Source organism: Jiella pacifica, from assembly GCF_010500815.1.
Taxonomy (GTDB): Bacteria; Pseudomonadota; Alphaproteobacteria; order Rhizobiales; family Rhizobiaceae; genus Jiella; species Jiella pacifica.
Genome location: NZ_JAAAMG010000011.1, coordinates 120,915 through 135,799 on the forward strand (window position 1 = coordinate 120,915; position 14,885 = coordinate 135,799).

The following is a 14,885-nucleotide window of genomic DNA, read 5'->3' on the forward strand; positions in this document are numbered from 1 at the left end:
CTCCGGTACCATCGACGGGCAGGAGCAATGACGCAAGTCGGCTTCATCGACTCTGTTCAATCCGGGACGATCGTGAATGCGAAGGCAGCACTCGGTACCGGCGATATCGAGGCGTGAAGACGGGCTCCCGCAAGCGCGTCGGCTTCGGCGCGATCGGCGAGTTCCTCCGGCGGCATGCCGATCGCAGCCTTGAAGGCCTGCGGGTATCGAAGCGCGCGAAGCAATCTCGCGGCCCGACTGGCGTGCCGTAAAGCAGGCACATCCTTTCCCTCCCGCAGCTTGACGCCAGCGGCGGAGAGGAGGATCAGCGCGTGCAGGAAGGTCCGCTGTTCGGGTGCCTCCCGAGAAGCCTGCCACAGGCCTTCCCACGCTTCGTGAGCTTCCCAGTAGTAGCCGAAATTGAAGAGATCGGCGCCCCATCGAAACGCCTCCGACCTCAGCACGGCATCCACACGCACCGCCGCGTCCGGCTCCGCGTCGTAGCTGTGGCCTTGCGGATGCCGCACGGGATGCGGAAATCGCCCGGGAAGATAGGCGTATGGCGGGAACGCGCGGTGAGGCAGAAGTCGCGGGCGGGGTCCGGAACTGACCATCATGGGCGTGAAACTACCGCGGCCTTCAAGGAAGACGAGTCGATGCACGATCAGGGCCAGCGCAATGCCGGTCCAGTTGGTCTCCCCAGACTGATTTCGACGACTGGGCTGCGATTCGGTCTGCGCGGCCTCGTCCTCAAGGATCAATCGGCCCCTTCCAGCGCATCGAGCAGATCGTTTGCGAGCCCCAGCCTCTCGCGCGCGTCGGTGCTTCCTTCTCTGAGGAGCAGCCGGCCGCCCGACCATTCCAGCCCCGGCGGCGGATTCGCGCGTTTCATCGTCTTGAACCGGGCGGGGCGAAAGCCAGCTGCGATCGCCTGCCGGCCGCCGTCGAGTTCGGCAATGTCCGCTCGCTGGCACCGCAGCCGGATTTCCGCCAGCGCGAGGAGGTTCGCCATCTCCGGCGGCAAAGGCCCGAATCGATCGGCAACTTCGTCTTCCAGCTCGGCGAGCGACTGCGCATTGTCGGCCGCTGCGAAGCGGGCATAGAGGTCGATCCGGGCCTCGTCCTCGGGAATGTAGCTCGCCGGGATGCGCCCGGAGATCCCGAGCCGGATGGCCGGTCGCCACTCGTCCTCGAGCGCCGCGCCCTCCGCCGCCTTTACCGCCCGGTCCAGGAGATGGCGATAGAGGCTTATGCCGATGAGGCGAATGTGCCCGGCCTGTTCCTCGCCGAGCAGGTCGCCGGCGCCGCGCAGGTCGAGATCGCGTCCGCTGATGTCGAAGCCGGCGCCGATTTGGTGCAGCTTCTCGATGGCGGAAAGGCGCTGCTGCGCCTCCTCGCCGACCGCCTGCTCCGGATCCGTGAGCAAGAGGACGGTGCCGCGCCGCGCGCCGCGCCCGACCCGCCCGCGCAGCTGATGCAGTTGGGCGAGACCGAAATAATCCGCGTGCCAGACGATCATGGTGTTGGCGTTCGGCACGTCGAGGCCGCTCTCGATGATGTTCGTCGCCAAAAGGACGTCGCCTTCGCCATCGGCAAAGCCCAGCATGACGGCATCGATGTCGCCGGCGCACATCTCGCCGTGGGCGGTCACCAGCTCCAGTTCCGGCGCGAGGGCGCGGAGCCGCTCGGCCATCGGCGCCAGATCCTCGATCCGCGGGCAGACCACGAAGCTCTGGCCGCCGCGCAGCTTCTCGCGACGGAGCGCGCTCTGCACCGCGGCTTCGTCGAAGGCGGCAACGGCCGTGCGGACGGACTGGCGTGCGACCGGCGGCGTCTCGATGACGCTCAGATCCTGCAGGCCGACGAGGCTCGCCTGCAGCGTGCGCGGGATCGGCGTCGCGGTGAGGGTCAGCACGTGCGCCGTCTCGGCGAGGCTTTTCAGCCGGCTCTTCACCCGCGCGCCGAAATGCTGTTCCTCATCCAGGACGACGAGGCCGAGATCGGCGAAGCCGACGTCCTTGGCCGCGACCGCATGCGTACCGACGACGATCCGGACAGCGCCGGACTTCAGCCCTTCCTTCACTGCCCGGGCGTCGGCCGGCTTCACCATGCGCGACAATTCGGCGACCGCAATGCCAGTCCCGGCGAATCGGCGGATGAGCGTGCGCAGATGCTGGCGCACGAGCACCGTCGTCGGCGCGACGAAGGCCACCTGCTTGCCGGCAAAGACGGTGGCAGCCGCCGCGCGCAGCGCGACTTCGGTCTTGCCGTAGCCGACATCGGCGCAGATCAGTCGGTCCATGCGCCGGCCGGAGGACAGATCCGCCAGGACGGCATCGATCGCATCCGCCTGGCCGGGGGTGAGAACATGGGCGAAGCGGGCGGCGAAGCGCTCGAAGCGAACCGTCTCCGGGACGAGCTTCGGCGCCTTGCGGGCGTGCCTTTCGCGGACCGCCTCGACCAGCTTTTCCGCAGTCGTCCGGATCGCCTCGTCGAGCCTGGCGCGTCGCTTCGCCCAGCGCTCACCCTTCAGCCGATCGAGCGTCACGGCACCCGCATCGCCGCCATAGCTCCACAGCGCCTCGATCTCGGTGACCGGAACCATCAGCGTCGCACCGCCCTCGTAACGCAGCCGCAGGGCGTCGTGGGTCGCTCCCTCCGGCAGCGCGATCTCCTCGATGCCCTCCAGCAGACCGAGGCCGTGGTCGCGGTGGATCACCGGCTCGCCGATCCGGAACATCGGGCCGGCGGCCGCATCGCGGTGCATGGCGACCTCAGGCCGCGAGACCTTCGCTCGACTGCCGAGGAGGTCGGCCGCCGCGATGACGGCAACGTCGCCGCCCGCCGTCTGAAAGCCATGGTCGAGCGGCAAAGCGAGGCTGAGAAGACTGCCGGGGTCGGAAGCCGTCGCCTCGCGCCAATCCGCGACCGGCCGAGATGCCTGGCCGAGCAGACGCTCAGCCCGCCGACGGAAACTGTCGAGACCCGGCTTCGGCCCGGCGAGAACGATGCGACCGCCGGCCGTCAGCCGATCCTCGACGAAGCGCCGGAAGGCGCGCTCGGCGTTCCGACCGGTGCAAAATCGCGGTACGCCTCGATCATCGGCCGGAGCGGCTGCTGTGGAGGACGCGCCGACGGTTGCGATCGTGCGGGCGGCCAGGGCCGCGTCCCAATCCGCCTGCCGCAGGAAGACATGATCGGGAGCGGCGGGGGGCCACCGATTGCCAGCGCCTCGGCGGAAGGCCATTTCGCTCTCGTGGCCATCACGGACCCCGTCGAGAAAGTCGGTGCCGCGCTCGCCGGCTCCCGCCTCGCAGACGAGCCGCGCATCGCCAGCGTAATCGAAGACGCTCGCAAGCTCCGGATAGAACAGCGGCAGCCAGTGCTCCCGCCCGGACGGCAGGTCCGTCCCCTCGGGCAGATCCGCAGCATCCGCCTGATCGGACAGGACGATCTCCGATGCCGGATCGACGTCCAGGCATTCGATCTCCACGATGGAGCGTTGCGTCGCCGGATCGTAGGAATGGATGGCGGTGATCCGGCCATCCTCGTGCTCGATCCGGCAAGGAAAGGCCGCCGCAGCCGGGAAGATCTCGATGACGCGGCCGCGTAAAGCGGCCTCGCCGGGCTCGTCGACGCGCTCGTCGAGGACGTATCCGATGCGGCGAAGGGCAGCCTCGGCGGCTTCGGGCACGACCGTCTCGCCGACCCGGAACGCCAGATGCGCCTTCCGCCAGATCTGCGGCGGGGGGACGCGCCGGAGCAGGGCGTCCGGTGTCATGACGACGAGAGCCGGCCGTGACGCGGGATCTGTCAGCCAACGGAGCACCGCCATCCGCTGTCCCATGCTGGCGCGGGACGGAGAGGCGCGGTCGTAAGCCGGGCAGTCCCAGGCGGGCAGCGAGGCGATCGCCAGTCGTGGCGCCAGCGCACGCAGCAGCGCTTCGAGCGCCCGGGCTCGGCCCGCGTCGCGCGCCACGTAGAAGAGCGGCGCCCGCGCGGCTTCCTCGATGAGCTGCAACAGGTCGGCGGCAATGGCCCCCAGCGGCTCCAGGGCGGCGAACAGCCGGTCTTCGGCCGCAAAGCCCGCGGCGGGCGCATCGTTCATGTCATGGCTCGGTCGGTGGTCGAAGGGCGTCTCTGCGGACGGGTGCTCCGCGCCGCCGGTTTGTTCGGCGGCAGGGGGCGGTTTTCAGCCAGTCCTGCGCAGCGGCGATCAGCGGGAGGATGTCTCGCCGGCGGCGTCGAGCTCGAGGAACCGGCGGGTCAGCGTGGGAATGTTGTCGCGCACCCAGGTCGCCATCGCCTCCTCTTCGGCGAGCGACTCCTTCAGAAGCGTGATGGTGCCGGCATGCGTCGTCGCCTCGGCCATGGTGATCACACCGATGTAGCTCGCTGCCTCGAAATTCTCGAAGGCGAGGTTGGCGAAGCTGTTCTTCAGCACCTCGTCGCCCGCGATGACATGGCCGAGCGCCGCCAGATTGCCGCTCAGGGACAGCGCCGCGTCCTTCAGGCTGGAATGGGACTCGCCGAGCGAGGCGAGGATCTCCTCGACGCGACGGATCTGCGTCTCGGTCTCGCCGCGGTGCACCCGCAGCCGCTCGGATAGGTCGGGATAGCTCTTGAGGCGGTCGAGTTGGCGGTCGATGAGGGCAAGCGCCTGATTCTCGACCGCATGGACGTCGCGCAGCCCCACGATGAAGTGGGTGGTGGCGCTTTCGCTCAGTATGGTTGCCATGTGAGCTCCTCGTTCGACAATGTGCTGACGGGCCGTGGTTCGCATGCCGGCGACAAGAACAACAATCGGCGCAGGAAGCGTTCCGTGCGCACTCTCGTTCCGGCCGCACGAGGAGAATCGTCAGCCTGCCACGAATTTGGCGGCGACAAAAGCAGCGTATGTCGACGGCAGCCTGCAAACCCGAAGAGAGAGAGAGAGCGCAGTCCTAGCTGCAATCGAGAGCCCCCGGCCCTTCGGCAGGCACGTGACAGGCACAGGCGACAGCACCGTCATAAATCCGCGGCGCCTCCATCATGTCCCCGGAAATCGAGTATGCCCACGATCCGCCTCGGATCATCGGCCGCGACGAGAAGATTGGGCGGATTGAAGCCGTTGGGGACGATCGAGGGCCTGCCCCGGCCGGAACGTCGCGGCCATCCAGCCCTGCTTGATCAGGTCTTATGTCTGCTGGTGGAGCCAGTGATCTTCGAGCTTGTCCACGCGGCCTCCTGAAGCCGCTGATATCACATCCGGGCGGAGGTCATCAGCAGGTTGAGGAGGCCGATGCGGTTCGAGCCGGCGTCAGGCGCCTATGAATTCGCCGAGACGATCAAGGCGTGCCCTCTCCTCCCGCCGCGCGGCCAGCGCCCCCTCCATGTCGATGGATTCGAAGCGCACCGGCTGGTGGGGCTGGAGCTGGCCGATCAGGTCCATGTCCGCCGAGATCACCGTGCCGACCATGAAATAGCCGCCCCCCGATACCGCGTCACGATGCAGCACGATCGGCTCGGTGCCGCCGGGCACCTGGATCGAGCCGTAGGGATAACAGCTGTCGACGATGTTCGACGGATCGGACCCGGCGCCGAAGGGCGGTTTGCGGGGAACGAAGTCGAGCGCCCGCCCGCCCTTGAAGCGATAGCCGATGCGATCGGCCTCCGGCGCGACCGTCCAGGTGTCCTCGAAGAACGAACCCTGAGACTCTTCGGTGATCCGGTGCCAGTAGAGGCCGGGCATGGCTCTCAACAGGGTCCCGGAAGCCGGAGCGGCGCGCCGGACGTCCTCGGGAATGGTGACACCCAGCTTCGACGGCCCCGTCGGAGCACCGATCTTGACCTGATCCCCAGACTGAAGCGCCCTTCCCTCGAAGCCGCCGAGACCGCCAAGCGCATAGGTCGAGCGGGAGCCATGGACCTCCGGCACGTCGACGCCGCCGGCAATGGCGATATAGGCGCGTGCGCCGGCCTTCAGATAGCCGAAGGAGAGCTCCTGCCCCGCGAAAATCTGAAAGGCCGTCCACAGCGGCTGCTCGGCGCCGTCGAGCTTCGGCGGCATCGTCGCGCCGGTGACCGCGACGACCGCGTCGGCGGAAAATTTCAGCACGGGACCGAGGAACACCGCCTCGAGACCGGCCGCGCCGTCGGGGTTGCCGACGAGACGGTTGGCGGCAATCAGGGCGAAGCGATCCATCGCGCCGGAGATCGGCAGGCCGAGATGGTAGTAGCCCGGCCGACCCAGATCCTGCACGGTCGTGGCAAGGCCCGGCTTGACGACTTCGAACATCGCAGCATCAGCCATCGAGCGCCTCCAGCAGCTTGGCGTTGTTGCCTTCGGGATCGGCGTTGAAGGCATCCAGCGAGAATTGGACGGAGGCGATCTTCGGCTCGTAACGCCCGGCTTCGACCTCGGCGAGTGTCGCGTCATAGGTCTCGCGGTCGATCGGCTTGAAGCGGATGATATCGCCGGGCCGGAACAGGAACAGATCCTTCAGATAGCTGCGCTCGCCCTTCGGATCGAAGATCGGCATCGGCGTGATGCCGAACATCTGATAGCCGCCTGCTCCGCGCACGGAATAGACGCAGCCGAAGCAGCCACCGTAGCCGACCGTCTGCTTCGGCGTATCGGTGCGCGGACGGAGGTATTTCGGCACCTCGATCTGCCGGGCGCGCTCGACCAGCTGATAGGTGAAGGGCAATCCGGCGACGAAGCCAACCATCGAGACGAACCAGGGTGCGCCGGAATGAGCCTCGATGAATTTTTCGACGCTGTCATAGCCGTTGATCCGCGCCGCATATTCCAGATCCGTACCGTCTGGATCCTGATGACGCTCGCGAAAGCGCATCAGGGTCTCGTGGGTCCACGGGTCGTTGTAGAGGACGGGCATCTCGATGATGCGCGTGTCGATCGTCTTCTCGGCGTTCTCGGCCGCAACCTCGAACGTCTTCAGCCGCTCCATGAGCACGTCGGGCGCAATCACGTCCGGATCGAACTTCACCTGGAAGGAGGCGTTGGCGGGGCAGATCTCGGTGATGCCGTCGATTTTCGCGTTGCGGACCGCCGTCGTCATCGACAGGCTCTTGAAGAATGCCTCGAGCGACATTTCCTCGTCCACCTCGACGAAGATGTGCTCGTCGCCGCCGAAAGAATAACGCGTCTTCATCGGCTCTCTTTCCCTGCTTCGGATTGCCCTGCTTCGGTTCGTTCGGCGGCGAGCGGATGGCCCTTGAGCCACGCCTCCAGCCAGTTCGTGTGAAACGTCCCTCTGCGGACGTCGTCGGCCCTGGTCAGCGCCAGATGGAGGGGCACCGTCGTCGGCAGGCCCTCGATCTTGAGTTCGCCCAGCGCCCGCGCCATCCGCGCGATCGCCGCCACGCGGGTCTCGGCATGGGCGATCAGCTTGCCGAGCAGCGAATCGTAGAACGGCGGCACCTGATAGCCGGGATAGAGCATGGTATCGAAGCGCACGCCCATGCCGCCAGGAACTTCGAGCCCGCTGACCGTGCCGGGATGCGGCCGAAAGTCGGCGGATGGATCCTCGGCGTTGATCCGCGCCTCGACGGCGTGGCCGCGCAGCCGGATGTCCTTTTGCGACAGGCCGAGCTTCTCGCCGCCCGCGATGCGGATCATCCAGGCGACGAGATCGATGCCGGTGACCATTTCCGTTACCGGGTGCTCGACCTGGATGCGGGTGTTCATCTCGATGAAGAAGAACTCGCCCGTCGTCTCGTCGAAGAGATATTCGAGGGTGCCGGCGCCGCGATAGTTCACCCGCTCGGCGAGCTTCACTGCCGACATGCAAAGGGCTTCGCGCTGTGCATCCGAAAGGCAGGCGGCAGGCGCCTCCTCCCAGACCTTCTGGCGGCGGCGCTGCAGCGAGCACTCGCGCTCGTACAGATGGATCGCCCGCTCGCCGTCGCCGAGGACCTGCACTTCGACGTGACGGGCGCGGCGAACGAAGCGTTCCAGATAGAGCCCGCCGTCGCCGAAGGCGGCTTTCGCCTCGGCGCTGGCCTGGGGAATGAGTGCCGCGAGCTCGCCGGCGTTCTCGGTGATGCGGATGCCCCGCCCGCCGCCGCCGGCGGCGGCCTTGATCATGACGGGATAGCCGACCGCCTCGGCCGCCGCCTGGGCTTCGGCGACATCCTTCACGGTCCCGTCCGATCCAGGCACCGTCGGAACGCCGGCGAGCTGCGCCTCGCGCCGAGCCACTGCCTTGTCGCCCATCCTGGCGATGGTTTCAGGCTTCGGACCGACGAAGATCATGCCAGCCGCCTCGACCTTCTGGGCGAAGGCAGCGTTTTCGGAGAGGAAGCCGTAACCCGGATGCACCGCGTCGCAGCCGGTTTCGAGCGCGGCGGCGATCAGCGCATCACCGTTGAGATAGGATTTCGAGGCATGTGGCGGGCCGATCTTCGCCGTCTCGTCCGCAAGCCGCGCCGCCAACATGGTCTCGTCGGCAGCGCTCACCGCCTGAACGGTGGCGATGCCGAGTTCCTTCGCCGCGCGGAGGATCCTCACGGCGATTTCGCCGCGATTGGCGACAAAGATCTTTTGCATCGCCATCGATCAGGCTTCGAGATCGTACAGTGGCTGGCCGGCCATCACCGCATCCTCGTTCTCGACGTGAAAGGCAACGAGCGTTCCCGCGGCCTCGGCGACGACCGGAGTGAAGGACTTCATCACCTCGATTAGCCCGAGGGTATCGCCGATCGCCACCGGGTCGCCCTCTTTTTTGAAGACCGGCTCCTCTGGTGAGGGCGAGCGGTAGAAGGTTCCGGGGATCGGGGCCTCGATGGTGGTCTTGGTCATGGCATCGCCCGCCTGTCGCTTGAGAAAAACTCCGCCGAGCCTTGCAAAACTTCGCCCCGGCGTAAAATTGCAAAACAGAAAGCTCCATATCAAGAAATCAGATACCCCTGCCAGGCGCGTCCGGCGGCGGATGGGGATTTTGGGAAGGCCTACCGGCTGGGCATCCCGTGCCATTCCACCGGGGCCGTCGCGTCAAGAAGTCCCCATTGAGGAGAGTCCGCCTCTTGTCGATATCGCTGAAGCAGATCCGCTATTTCGTCGCGGCGGCCGAGAGCGGGCGGATCAGCCGCGCAGCCGTCGAACTGAACGTGTCCCAGTCGGCCGTGACGACCGCGATCCAGCAACTGGAGGGCCTGCTGGGCGCCCTGCTGCTCGAGCGCACGCCGCAGGGCGTGAGGGTGACGATCGAGGGCGGACGCTTCCTGCCCCAGGCCAAGCAGATCCTCTCTTCCGTCGCCGAGGCGATCCGCAGCCCGCACATGACCGGCGACCAGATCGCCGGCCGGGTGCGGGTCGGTGTGACCTATACCGTCGCGGGCTATTTCCTGCCGCCGCATCTGATCCGGTTCTACGCCAGTTTTCCGGGTGTGACGCTGGAACTTTTCGAGGCACCCCGGACGGTGCTCGAACAGGCGATCGTCGACGGCGCGCTCGACGTCGCGGTCATGTTGGTCTCCAATCTCGACAACCGAAAGGACATCGCCAGCGAAATCCTCAAGCGCTCGCCGCGCCGCCTCTGGCTCGCCCCCGGCCATCCTCTGACCCGCACCGAACGCGTCGCCCTCGCCGACATCGAGCCGCATCCCTATCTCATGCTGACCGTCGACGAGGCGAAGGTCACGTCGATGCGTTACTGGACCGTCGCCGGTCTCGAACCGAAAGTGACCTTCCGCACGGCATCGGTCGAAGCGGTCCGTTCCATGGTCGCGGCCGGCATCGGCGTGACCATCCTGTCCGAAATGGTCTACCGGCCCTGGTCCCTCGACGGCCAGCGCATCGAGACGCGGGTGATCGACGAAGGGGTCCCGAGCATGGATGTCGGCCTCGCCTGGAAGCGGGAGACGGCTTTCGACGCCCCCTGCAACGCCTTCTGCAACTTCATGCGCTATGCGACCGCAAGCAGCGGCAACAGCGAGCAATGACCGCGCCGGCAACGCCATCAATTTTGCCGATGCCAGCCCGCAATTTATTCGATTTGACCCGGCAGCCGGATCACGTCCACGCTCCTAACCACTGCAAAAGCGGCAGTTCGAGCGAAGGACGAGCACCTTGGGCGTCACCATCAATTGCGATATGGGCGAAGGCTTTGGCCTTTATGAATGTGGCGACGATACCGGGCTGATGCCCTTCGTCGACATCGCCAATGTCGCCTGCGGCTTTCACGCGTCGGATCCCTCGGTGATGCGGGCGACGGTGGCGCTCGCCGCCCGCCACGGGGTCGCGGTGGGGGCGCATCCCTCCTTCCCGGATCTTCAGGGGTTCGGGCGCCGCGAGATGAAGATGGACCGGGACGAGCTGGCTGCCTGCCTGATTTACCAGATCGGGGCGCTCAAAGGCTTCCTCGACGAGAAGCGGCTGACACTCAACCACATCAAGCCTCATGGCGCCCTCTACGGGGCTGCCATGCGGCACGAGCACGTCGCAAACGCCATCGCCGACGCGGCGCAGATTTTCGACGTTCCTCTGCTTTGCATGCGCGGCACGCTGCAGGAGGACGTCTATGCCGCACGCGGCGTGCCCTTCCTCGCCGAATATTATGCCGACCTCGACTACGATGCAGCCGGCGGCCTGATCATCACACGCAAGCACGAGGCCAAGGATCCGGAAGAAGCCGCACGGCGGGTCAAGCGGGTGCTGCTCGACAACAAGGCGACCACCATCGAGGGCACGCTGATCGACATGCAGGCGGATACGATCTGCGTTCATTCCGATACGCCGGGGGCAGTCGACCTGGCCCGCGCCGTGCGCCAGGCACTGGATGAGATCGCCTGACTTTCGACCGATCGCGTGACCTTGCCGCAGGCGTCAAGTCCACTGCGACGAGGGGCCGGGACGGCGCCTGCAGCGCATCTGCAAGCGCAACGAAAGGGATGCAGACGCCGCACACGGCACGTTCGACGACGGTCGGAGTGAGGGAAGTGCACACGGGGTTTTCGACCCACGACCTCGCCCCGCCGCAGCGCCGGCTGGCGTGGCAGAAGGCCGTCTCCGACATCTCCTTCCCGCTCGATCTGGCCTTTCACGGCACACGGCTCTTCGGCAGCTCGCTCGATGCCTGGACGCTCGGTGCCGGGTCGATCTCGCGAAACCGCTCGAACGGCATGCTGTATCGCCGCGATCCGCACCACCTCCTCGAAGAACGCCGTGGAAGGCGATTTCCTCCGTCGCGACCAAGACCGGCTTCTGAGCGAAGTCGAAGGGTCGGGCGAAACGCCGCGAAAGTGGGTGCAGCAGGCCGAACCTGATCAGGCCGCTCGTGCTGGACAGGCGAGCGAAACGCGCGATCGCATCAAAGCTCTCGAACGCCAGATCCGCAAACGCCGCCCATCGATCGCACGCAGAACGACGTTCATCAGATCGTTGCCCGATTGTCATCCTGCCTTGTTGTTCGCTCGGTAACCGTCCGCCGTTCCGAGACGAAACGAGGGGTAGACATGATTTCGCGCGCACTCATGGCGATGCTGACGGGCGGGCTTTTGGCGCTGGGAGCGGCAACGCCCGCCGCGGCTGATGCAGACGGACGGCCAGACATCGTCGTTGCCGTCGCCGACAATCCGCCGACACTGGAACCCGCCAAGGAGCTTTCCAACGTCGGCACCCGCATCACCTATTCGGTCTTCGACACGCTGATCCGCAGAGACTTTCTGTCGGAGACGGGCGGCGGCGGGTCCAAACTCGTTCCTTCGCTCGCCACGAGCTGGAAGCGGCTCGATGACAGGACGCTCGAAGTCAAACTGCGTGAAGGCGTGAAATTCCAGAACGGCACCGACTTCACCGCCGACGACGTGGTCTTCACCTTTTCGCCCGAGCGCCTGATCGGCGAGGACTCGCCGCTGCCGCAGGGTCGCGCCTATTTCGGGGTTCTCGATCATGTCGAGAAGATCGACCCCTACACCGTGCGGTTCGTCACCAAGGCGCCGGACCCGCTGCTCGAGCAGCGCCTCGCCTCCTGGGCGTCGTGGATCGTCAACAAGAACGATTGGCTGGAAAAGGCCAAGGGCAAGGCCTTCGCCCAGTTCCCGGTCGGCACCGGCCCCTACATGCTGGAAGACTACCGCGCCGATCAGCATGTGAAGCTCAAGGCGTTCGACGGCTATTGGGGCGGCAAGCCGACCGCCAGAACCGTCACCTTCAAAAAGGTCCCGGAGCCCGCAGCTCGCGTTGCCGGCCTCGTCAGCGGCGAATTCGACATCATCGCCAATGTCGCACCGGACCAGATCGCCCAGATCGACGGCTATGACGACATCGAGACCCGCAGCGTCGTCCTCGCGAACTCTCACGTGCTCGTCTACAACACCGACAATGCCGTCCTGAAGGACAAGCGGGTGCGACAGGCGATGAACCTCGCCATCGACCGCCAGTTGCTCGTCGATGCGCTTTGGGACGGCAAGGCGGTCGTCCCGAACGGCCACCAGTATCCCGAATACGGCGACATGTATCAGGCTGACCGTCCAGGCTTCGAATACAACCCGGACAAGGCCAGGAAGCTTCTGGACGAGGCCGGCTACAAGGGCGAGGAAATCGCCTATTCGACCGAGCCGCAATATTACCTCAACGCCCTTCCCGCGGCCCAGGCGATGCTGGAGATGTGGAAGGCCGTCGGGCTCAACGTGAGGCTCGACGTGCGCGAGGACGTCGACACGATCCCGAACGATCAACTGATGGTCCGCAACTGGTCGAACTCGACCCGCTATCCCGATCCGGTCGGCGGCCTGTGGAACACCTGGGGACCGTTCGGCTCGGCCCAGAAGAGCTGGCAGACTTGGGCTCCCAAGGAGTTCAACAAGGTCGGCCACGAACTCGAGACGACGCTCGATCACGACAAGCGGTTCAAACTCGCCGTCAAGCTGATGGACATCTGGGAGGACGACGCCCCCGGCACCATCCTCTACCAGCCGCTGGAAACCTACGGCGTGCGCAAGTCCCTGAAATGGCAGCCATACACCTTCTACTACATGGATCTGCGGCCGTATAACCTGACGGACGAGGCGAACGGCTCGTGACGGTCGACGTCCTCGAAAGGCAAGGCGTCGGCTCCGCCGGCGCCTTGCCCGCCACTCGCACGCCCCCTGCCGATACTGCCCCCGCCGTCGAGCCGGTCCTCTCGATAGACGGACTGTCCGTCGGCACCGGAAACGTCGACATCGTCATCGACGTCTCGCTGGCGGTCGCGCCCGGCGAGACGCTCTGTCTCGTCGGCGAGAGCGGCTGCGGCAAGAGCCTCACCTGTCTGGCAGCCATGGGGCTTCTCGCCGACCCTGTCCGACTGAAGGCCGGCAGCGTCAGCCTGCAAGGCCGGGAGCTGACCGGGCTTGACGAAAAACACCTGCGCCAGATCCGCGGCCGGGACATGGCGATGATCTTCCAGGATCCTGCCGCTTCGCTCAATCCCGTGCAGCGCGTCGGCCGGCAGGTCGCCGAGGCGCTCGTCGTCCATGAGGGCCTCGGCATGCGCGCGGCGATGCACCGGGCCGTCGAGCTCCTCGACCGGGTCGGCATCGTCAATGCCACCAGCCGCGCCGAAGCCTATCCGCATCAGCTCTCCGGTGGCATGTGCCAACGGGTGATGATCGCCATGGCGCTCGCCTGCCGGCCGCGACTGATCATCGCCGACGAGTCGACGACGGCGCTCGACGTGACCACGCAGGCCCAGATCCTGAAGCTGATGAAGACGCTGCAGCAGGAGACCGGGACGGCGATGATCTTCGTCACCCATGATCTCAGCGTGGTCGCAGAGATCGCCGACCGCGTCGCGGTGATGTATTCCGGCCGCATCGTCGAAACCGGGCTCGTCGACGACATTTTCGACCACCCCGGCCACCCCTACACGCGCGGCCTGATGGACTGCCGCCTGCATGCGCTGTCGGCGACGAGCGAACGGCTCGCGGCGATCGCGGGAACCGTGCCTCGGCCGGCGGCGCGGCCGAGCGGCTGTGCATTCCGAACCCGCTGCCCGAAAGCCGCCGAGCGCTGCGAAACGCTTCCCTTGCCGCGCGGTTTTGCAGCCGGCCAGACAGTTGCCTGCCATTTTTCGGGACCGGCGCAATGACCGTTGCGGCCATCGAACTGCGCGATGTCAGCCGGCACTATCGCGGCAAAGGCAGTTGGTTCCTCAAGGCTGAGCCCGTGCGCGCCGTCGACGGTGTCGACATCGCGCTCAACGAAGGCGAGACCCTCGGCATCGTCGGCGAGAGCGGCAGCGGCAAGTCGACGCTGGGCCGCATTGCCGCCGGCATCGAAGCACCGAGCAGCGGTCACGTGTCGTTTCGTGGTGCGCCCTATGCCCCCATCGGTTCGGCCCTCTGGCGACGCCAGCGCCGCAACGTGCAGGTGGTCTTCCAGAACCCGTCGCAGGCCCTCGATCCGCGACTGTCCATCGCCGCCCAGATCCGCCAGCCGATGACGGCTCACGGCATCGAGGCCGGCGACGACACCGTCGCGGAGATGCTCGCGCGCGTCGGTCTTGCCGGCCTCGGCAACCGATTCCCGCACCAGCTATCCGGCGGTCAGTTGCAGCGGGCGGTCATCGCCAGGGCGCTCGCCTTGTCCCCCGACGTGATCGTCTGCGACGAGGCGGTGAGCGCACTCGACGTCTCCGTGCAGGCGCAGATCCTCAACCTCCTGCAGGATCTGCAGGCCGAGTTCGGCGTCGCCTACCTGTTCATTTCCCACGACCTCGGCGTCGTCCGCCATGTCAGCCATCGCATCGCGGTGATGCGTCACGGGCGGATCGTCGAGACCGGTCCCGCTGCTGTCGTCTTCGCCCAGCCGCAAGATCACTACACACGCTCGCTCATCGCCGCCCTCCCCGCGGCGTCGCCCGCTGCGCGGCGGGCTCGCGATGGCCGCCAAAGCGCTTCACTCTCGAAAGTCCGATGATGCG

Annotated in this window: 12 protein-coding genes; 5 read left to right on the forward strand and 7 right to left on the reverse strand. The window is 66.4% G+C overall.

The window, feature by feature from the left end; translation table 11 throughout:
* Nucleotides 1–56: 56 nt before the first annotated feature.
* The 7 genes from GTK09_RS14640 to GTK09_RS14670 all read right to left on the reverse strand — a co-directional run bounded on the left by GTK09_RS14640 (nucleotide 57) and on the right by GTK09_RS14670 (nucleotide 8,782).
* Nucleotides 57–740, reverse strand: coding sequence for a DUF309 domain-containing protein (locus tag GTK09_RS14640; protein ID WP_246217918.1), 684 nt, complete (start codon nucleotides 738–740; stop codon nucleotides 57–59).
* A complete protein-coding gene (locus GTK09_RS14645; protein ID WP_163463910.1) occupies nucleotides 737–4,087 on the reverse strand; it encodes a DEAD/DEAH box helicase in 3,351 nt (1,116 codons plus the stop codon). Before GTK09_RS14645 ends, GTK09_RS14640 begins: the two co-directional genes overlap by 4 nt.
* 108 nt (nucleotides 4,088–4,195) lie before the next feature.
* Entirely contained in the window at nucleotides 4,196–4,717 is a 522-nt protein-coding gene (locus GTK09_RS14650) for a ferritin-like domain-containing protein (protein WP_163463911.1), read from the reverse strand.
* A gap of 561 nt (nucleotides 4,718–5,278) precedes the next feature.
* Complete coding sequence (locus GTK09_RS14655; protein ID WP_163463912.1) at nucleotides 5,279–6,271, reverse strand: 5-oxoprolinase subunit C family protein; 993 nt, start codon at nucleotides 6,269–6,271, stop codon at nucleotides 5,279–5,281.
* Complete coding sequence (locus tag GTK09_RS14660) at nucleotides 6,264–7,133, reverse strand: 5-oxoprolinase subunit B family protein (protein ID WP_163463913.1); 870 nt, start codon at nucleotides 7,131–7,133, stop codon at nucleotides 6,264–6,266. Before GTK09_RS14660 ends, GTK09_RS14655 begins: the two co-directional genes overlap by 8 nt.
* Nucleotides 7,130–8,536, reverse strand: a complete 1,407-nt coding sequence (locus GTK09_RS14665; protein WP_163463914.1) for an acetyl-CoA carboxylase biotin carboxylase subunit — start codon at nucleotides 8,534–8,536, stop codon at nucleotides 7,130–7,132. Before GTK09_RS14665 ends, GTK09_RS14660 begins: the two co-directional genes overlap by 4 nt.
* Before the next feature lie 3 nt (nucleotides 8,537–8,539).
* Complete coding sequence (locus tag GTK09_RS14670; RefSeq protein ID WP_163463915.1) at nucleotides 8,540–8,782, reverse strand: acetyl-CoA carboxylase; 243 nt, start codon at nucleotides 8,780–8,782, stop codon at nucleotides 8,540–8,542.
* A 224-nt stretch (nucleotides 8,783–9,006) separates the two neighbouring features.
* Here GTK09_RS14670 and GTK09_RS14675 point away from each other — a divergent pair, with 224 nt between their 5' ends.
* From GTK09_RS14675 to GTK09_RS14695, 5 genes are all read left to right on the forward strand, one after another.
* Nucleotides 9,007–9,924, forward strand: a complete 918-nt coding sequence (locus GTK09_RS14675) for a LysR family transcriptional regulator (protein WP_163463916.1) — start codon at nucleotides 9,007–9,009, stop codon at nucleotides 9,922–9,924.
* 127 nt (nucleotides 9,925–10,051) lie between these two features.
* Complete coding sequence (pxpA, locus tag GTK09_RS14680; RefSeq protein WP_163463917.1) at nucleotides 10,052–10,774, forward strand: 5-oxoprolinase subunit PxpA; 723 nt, start codon at nucleotides 10,052–10,054, stop codon at nucleotides 10,772–10,774.
* Between the two features lie 662 nt (nucleotides 10,775–11,436).
* The gene (locus GTK09_RS14685) at nucleotides 11,437–13,005 is read left to right on the forward strand and encodes an ABC transporter substrate-binding protein (RefSeq protein WP_163463918.1); all 1,569 of its coding nucleotides are present in this window, start codon (nucleotides 11,437–11,439) and stop codon (nucleotides 13,003–13,005) included.
* Between the two features lie 44 nt (nucleotides 13,006–13,049).
* Nucleotides 13,050–14,051: an ABC transporter ATP-binding protein gene (locus GTK09_RS14690; RefSeq protein ID WP_163463969.1), complete on the forward strand. Its 1,002-nt coding sequence runs from the start codon at nucleotides 13,050–13,052 to the stop codon at nucleotides 14,049–14,051.
* Nucleotides 14,048–14,881 (forward strand): ATP-binding cassette domain-containing protein, encoded by an 834-nt coding sequence (locus GTK09_RS14695; protein WP_163463919.1) that lies wholly within the window; start codon nucleotides 14,048–14,050, stop codon nucleotides 14,879–14,881. The genes GTK09_RS14690 and GTK09_RS14695 overlap by 4 nt, the downstream gene beginning before the upstream one ends.
* The last annotated feature ends 4 nt before the right edge of the window (nucleotides 14,882–14,885 follow it).

Bases quoted from the DNA above. Each gene is read 5' to 3' on its own strand.
- GTK09_RS14645 (WP_163463910.1), bottom strand. From the start codon at position 4,087: ATGAACGATGCGCCCGCCGCGGGCTTTGCGGCCGAAGACCGGCTGTTC.
- GTK09_RS14650 (WP_163463911.1), bottom strand. From the start codon at position 4,717: ATGGCAACCATACTGAGCGAAAGCGCCACCACCCACTTCATCGTGGGG.
- GTK09_RS14655 (WP_163463912.1), bottom strand. From the start codon at position 6,271: ATGGCTGATGCTGCGATGTTCGAAGTCGTCAAGCCGGGCCTTGCCACG.
- GTK09_RS14660 (WP_163463913.1), bottom strand. From the start codon at position 7,133: ATGAAGACGCGTTATTCTTTCGGCGGCGACGAGCACATCTTCGTCGAG.
- GTK09_RS14665 (WP_163463914.1), bottom strand. From the start codon at position 8,536: ATGGCGATGCAAAAGATCTTTGTCGCCAATCGCGGCGAAATCGCCGTG.
- GTK09_RS14670 (WP_163463915.1), bottom strand. From the start codon at position 8,782: ATGACCAAGACCACCATCGAGGCCCCGATCCCCGGAACCTTCTACCGC.
- GTK09_RS14685 (WP_163463918.1), top strand. From the start codon at position 11,437: ATGATTTCGCGCGCACTCATGGCGATGCTGACGGGCGGGCTTTTGGCG.
- GTK09_RS14695 (WP_163463919.1), top strand. From the start codon at position 14,048: ATGACCGTTGCGGCCATCGAACTGCGCGATGTCAGCCGGCACTATCGC.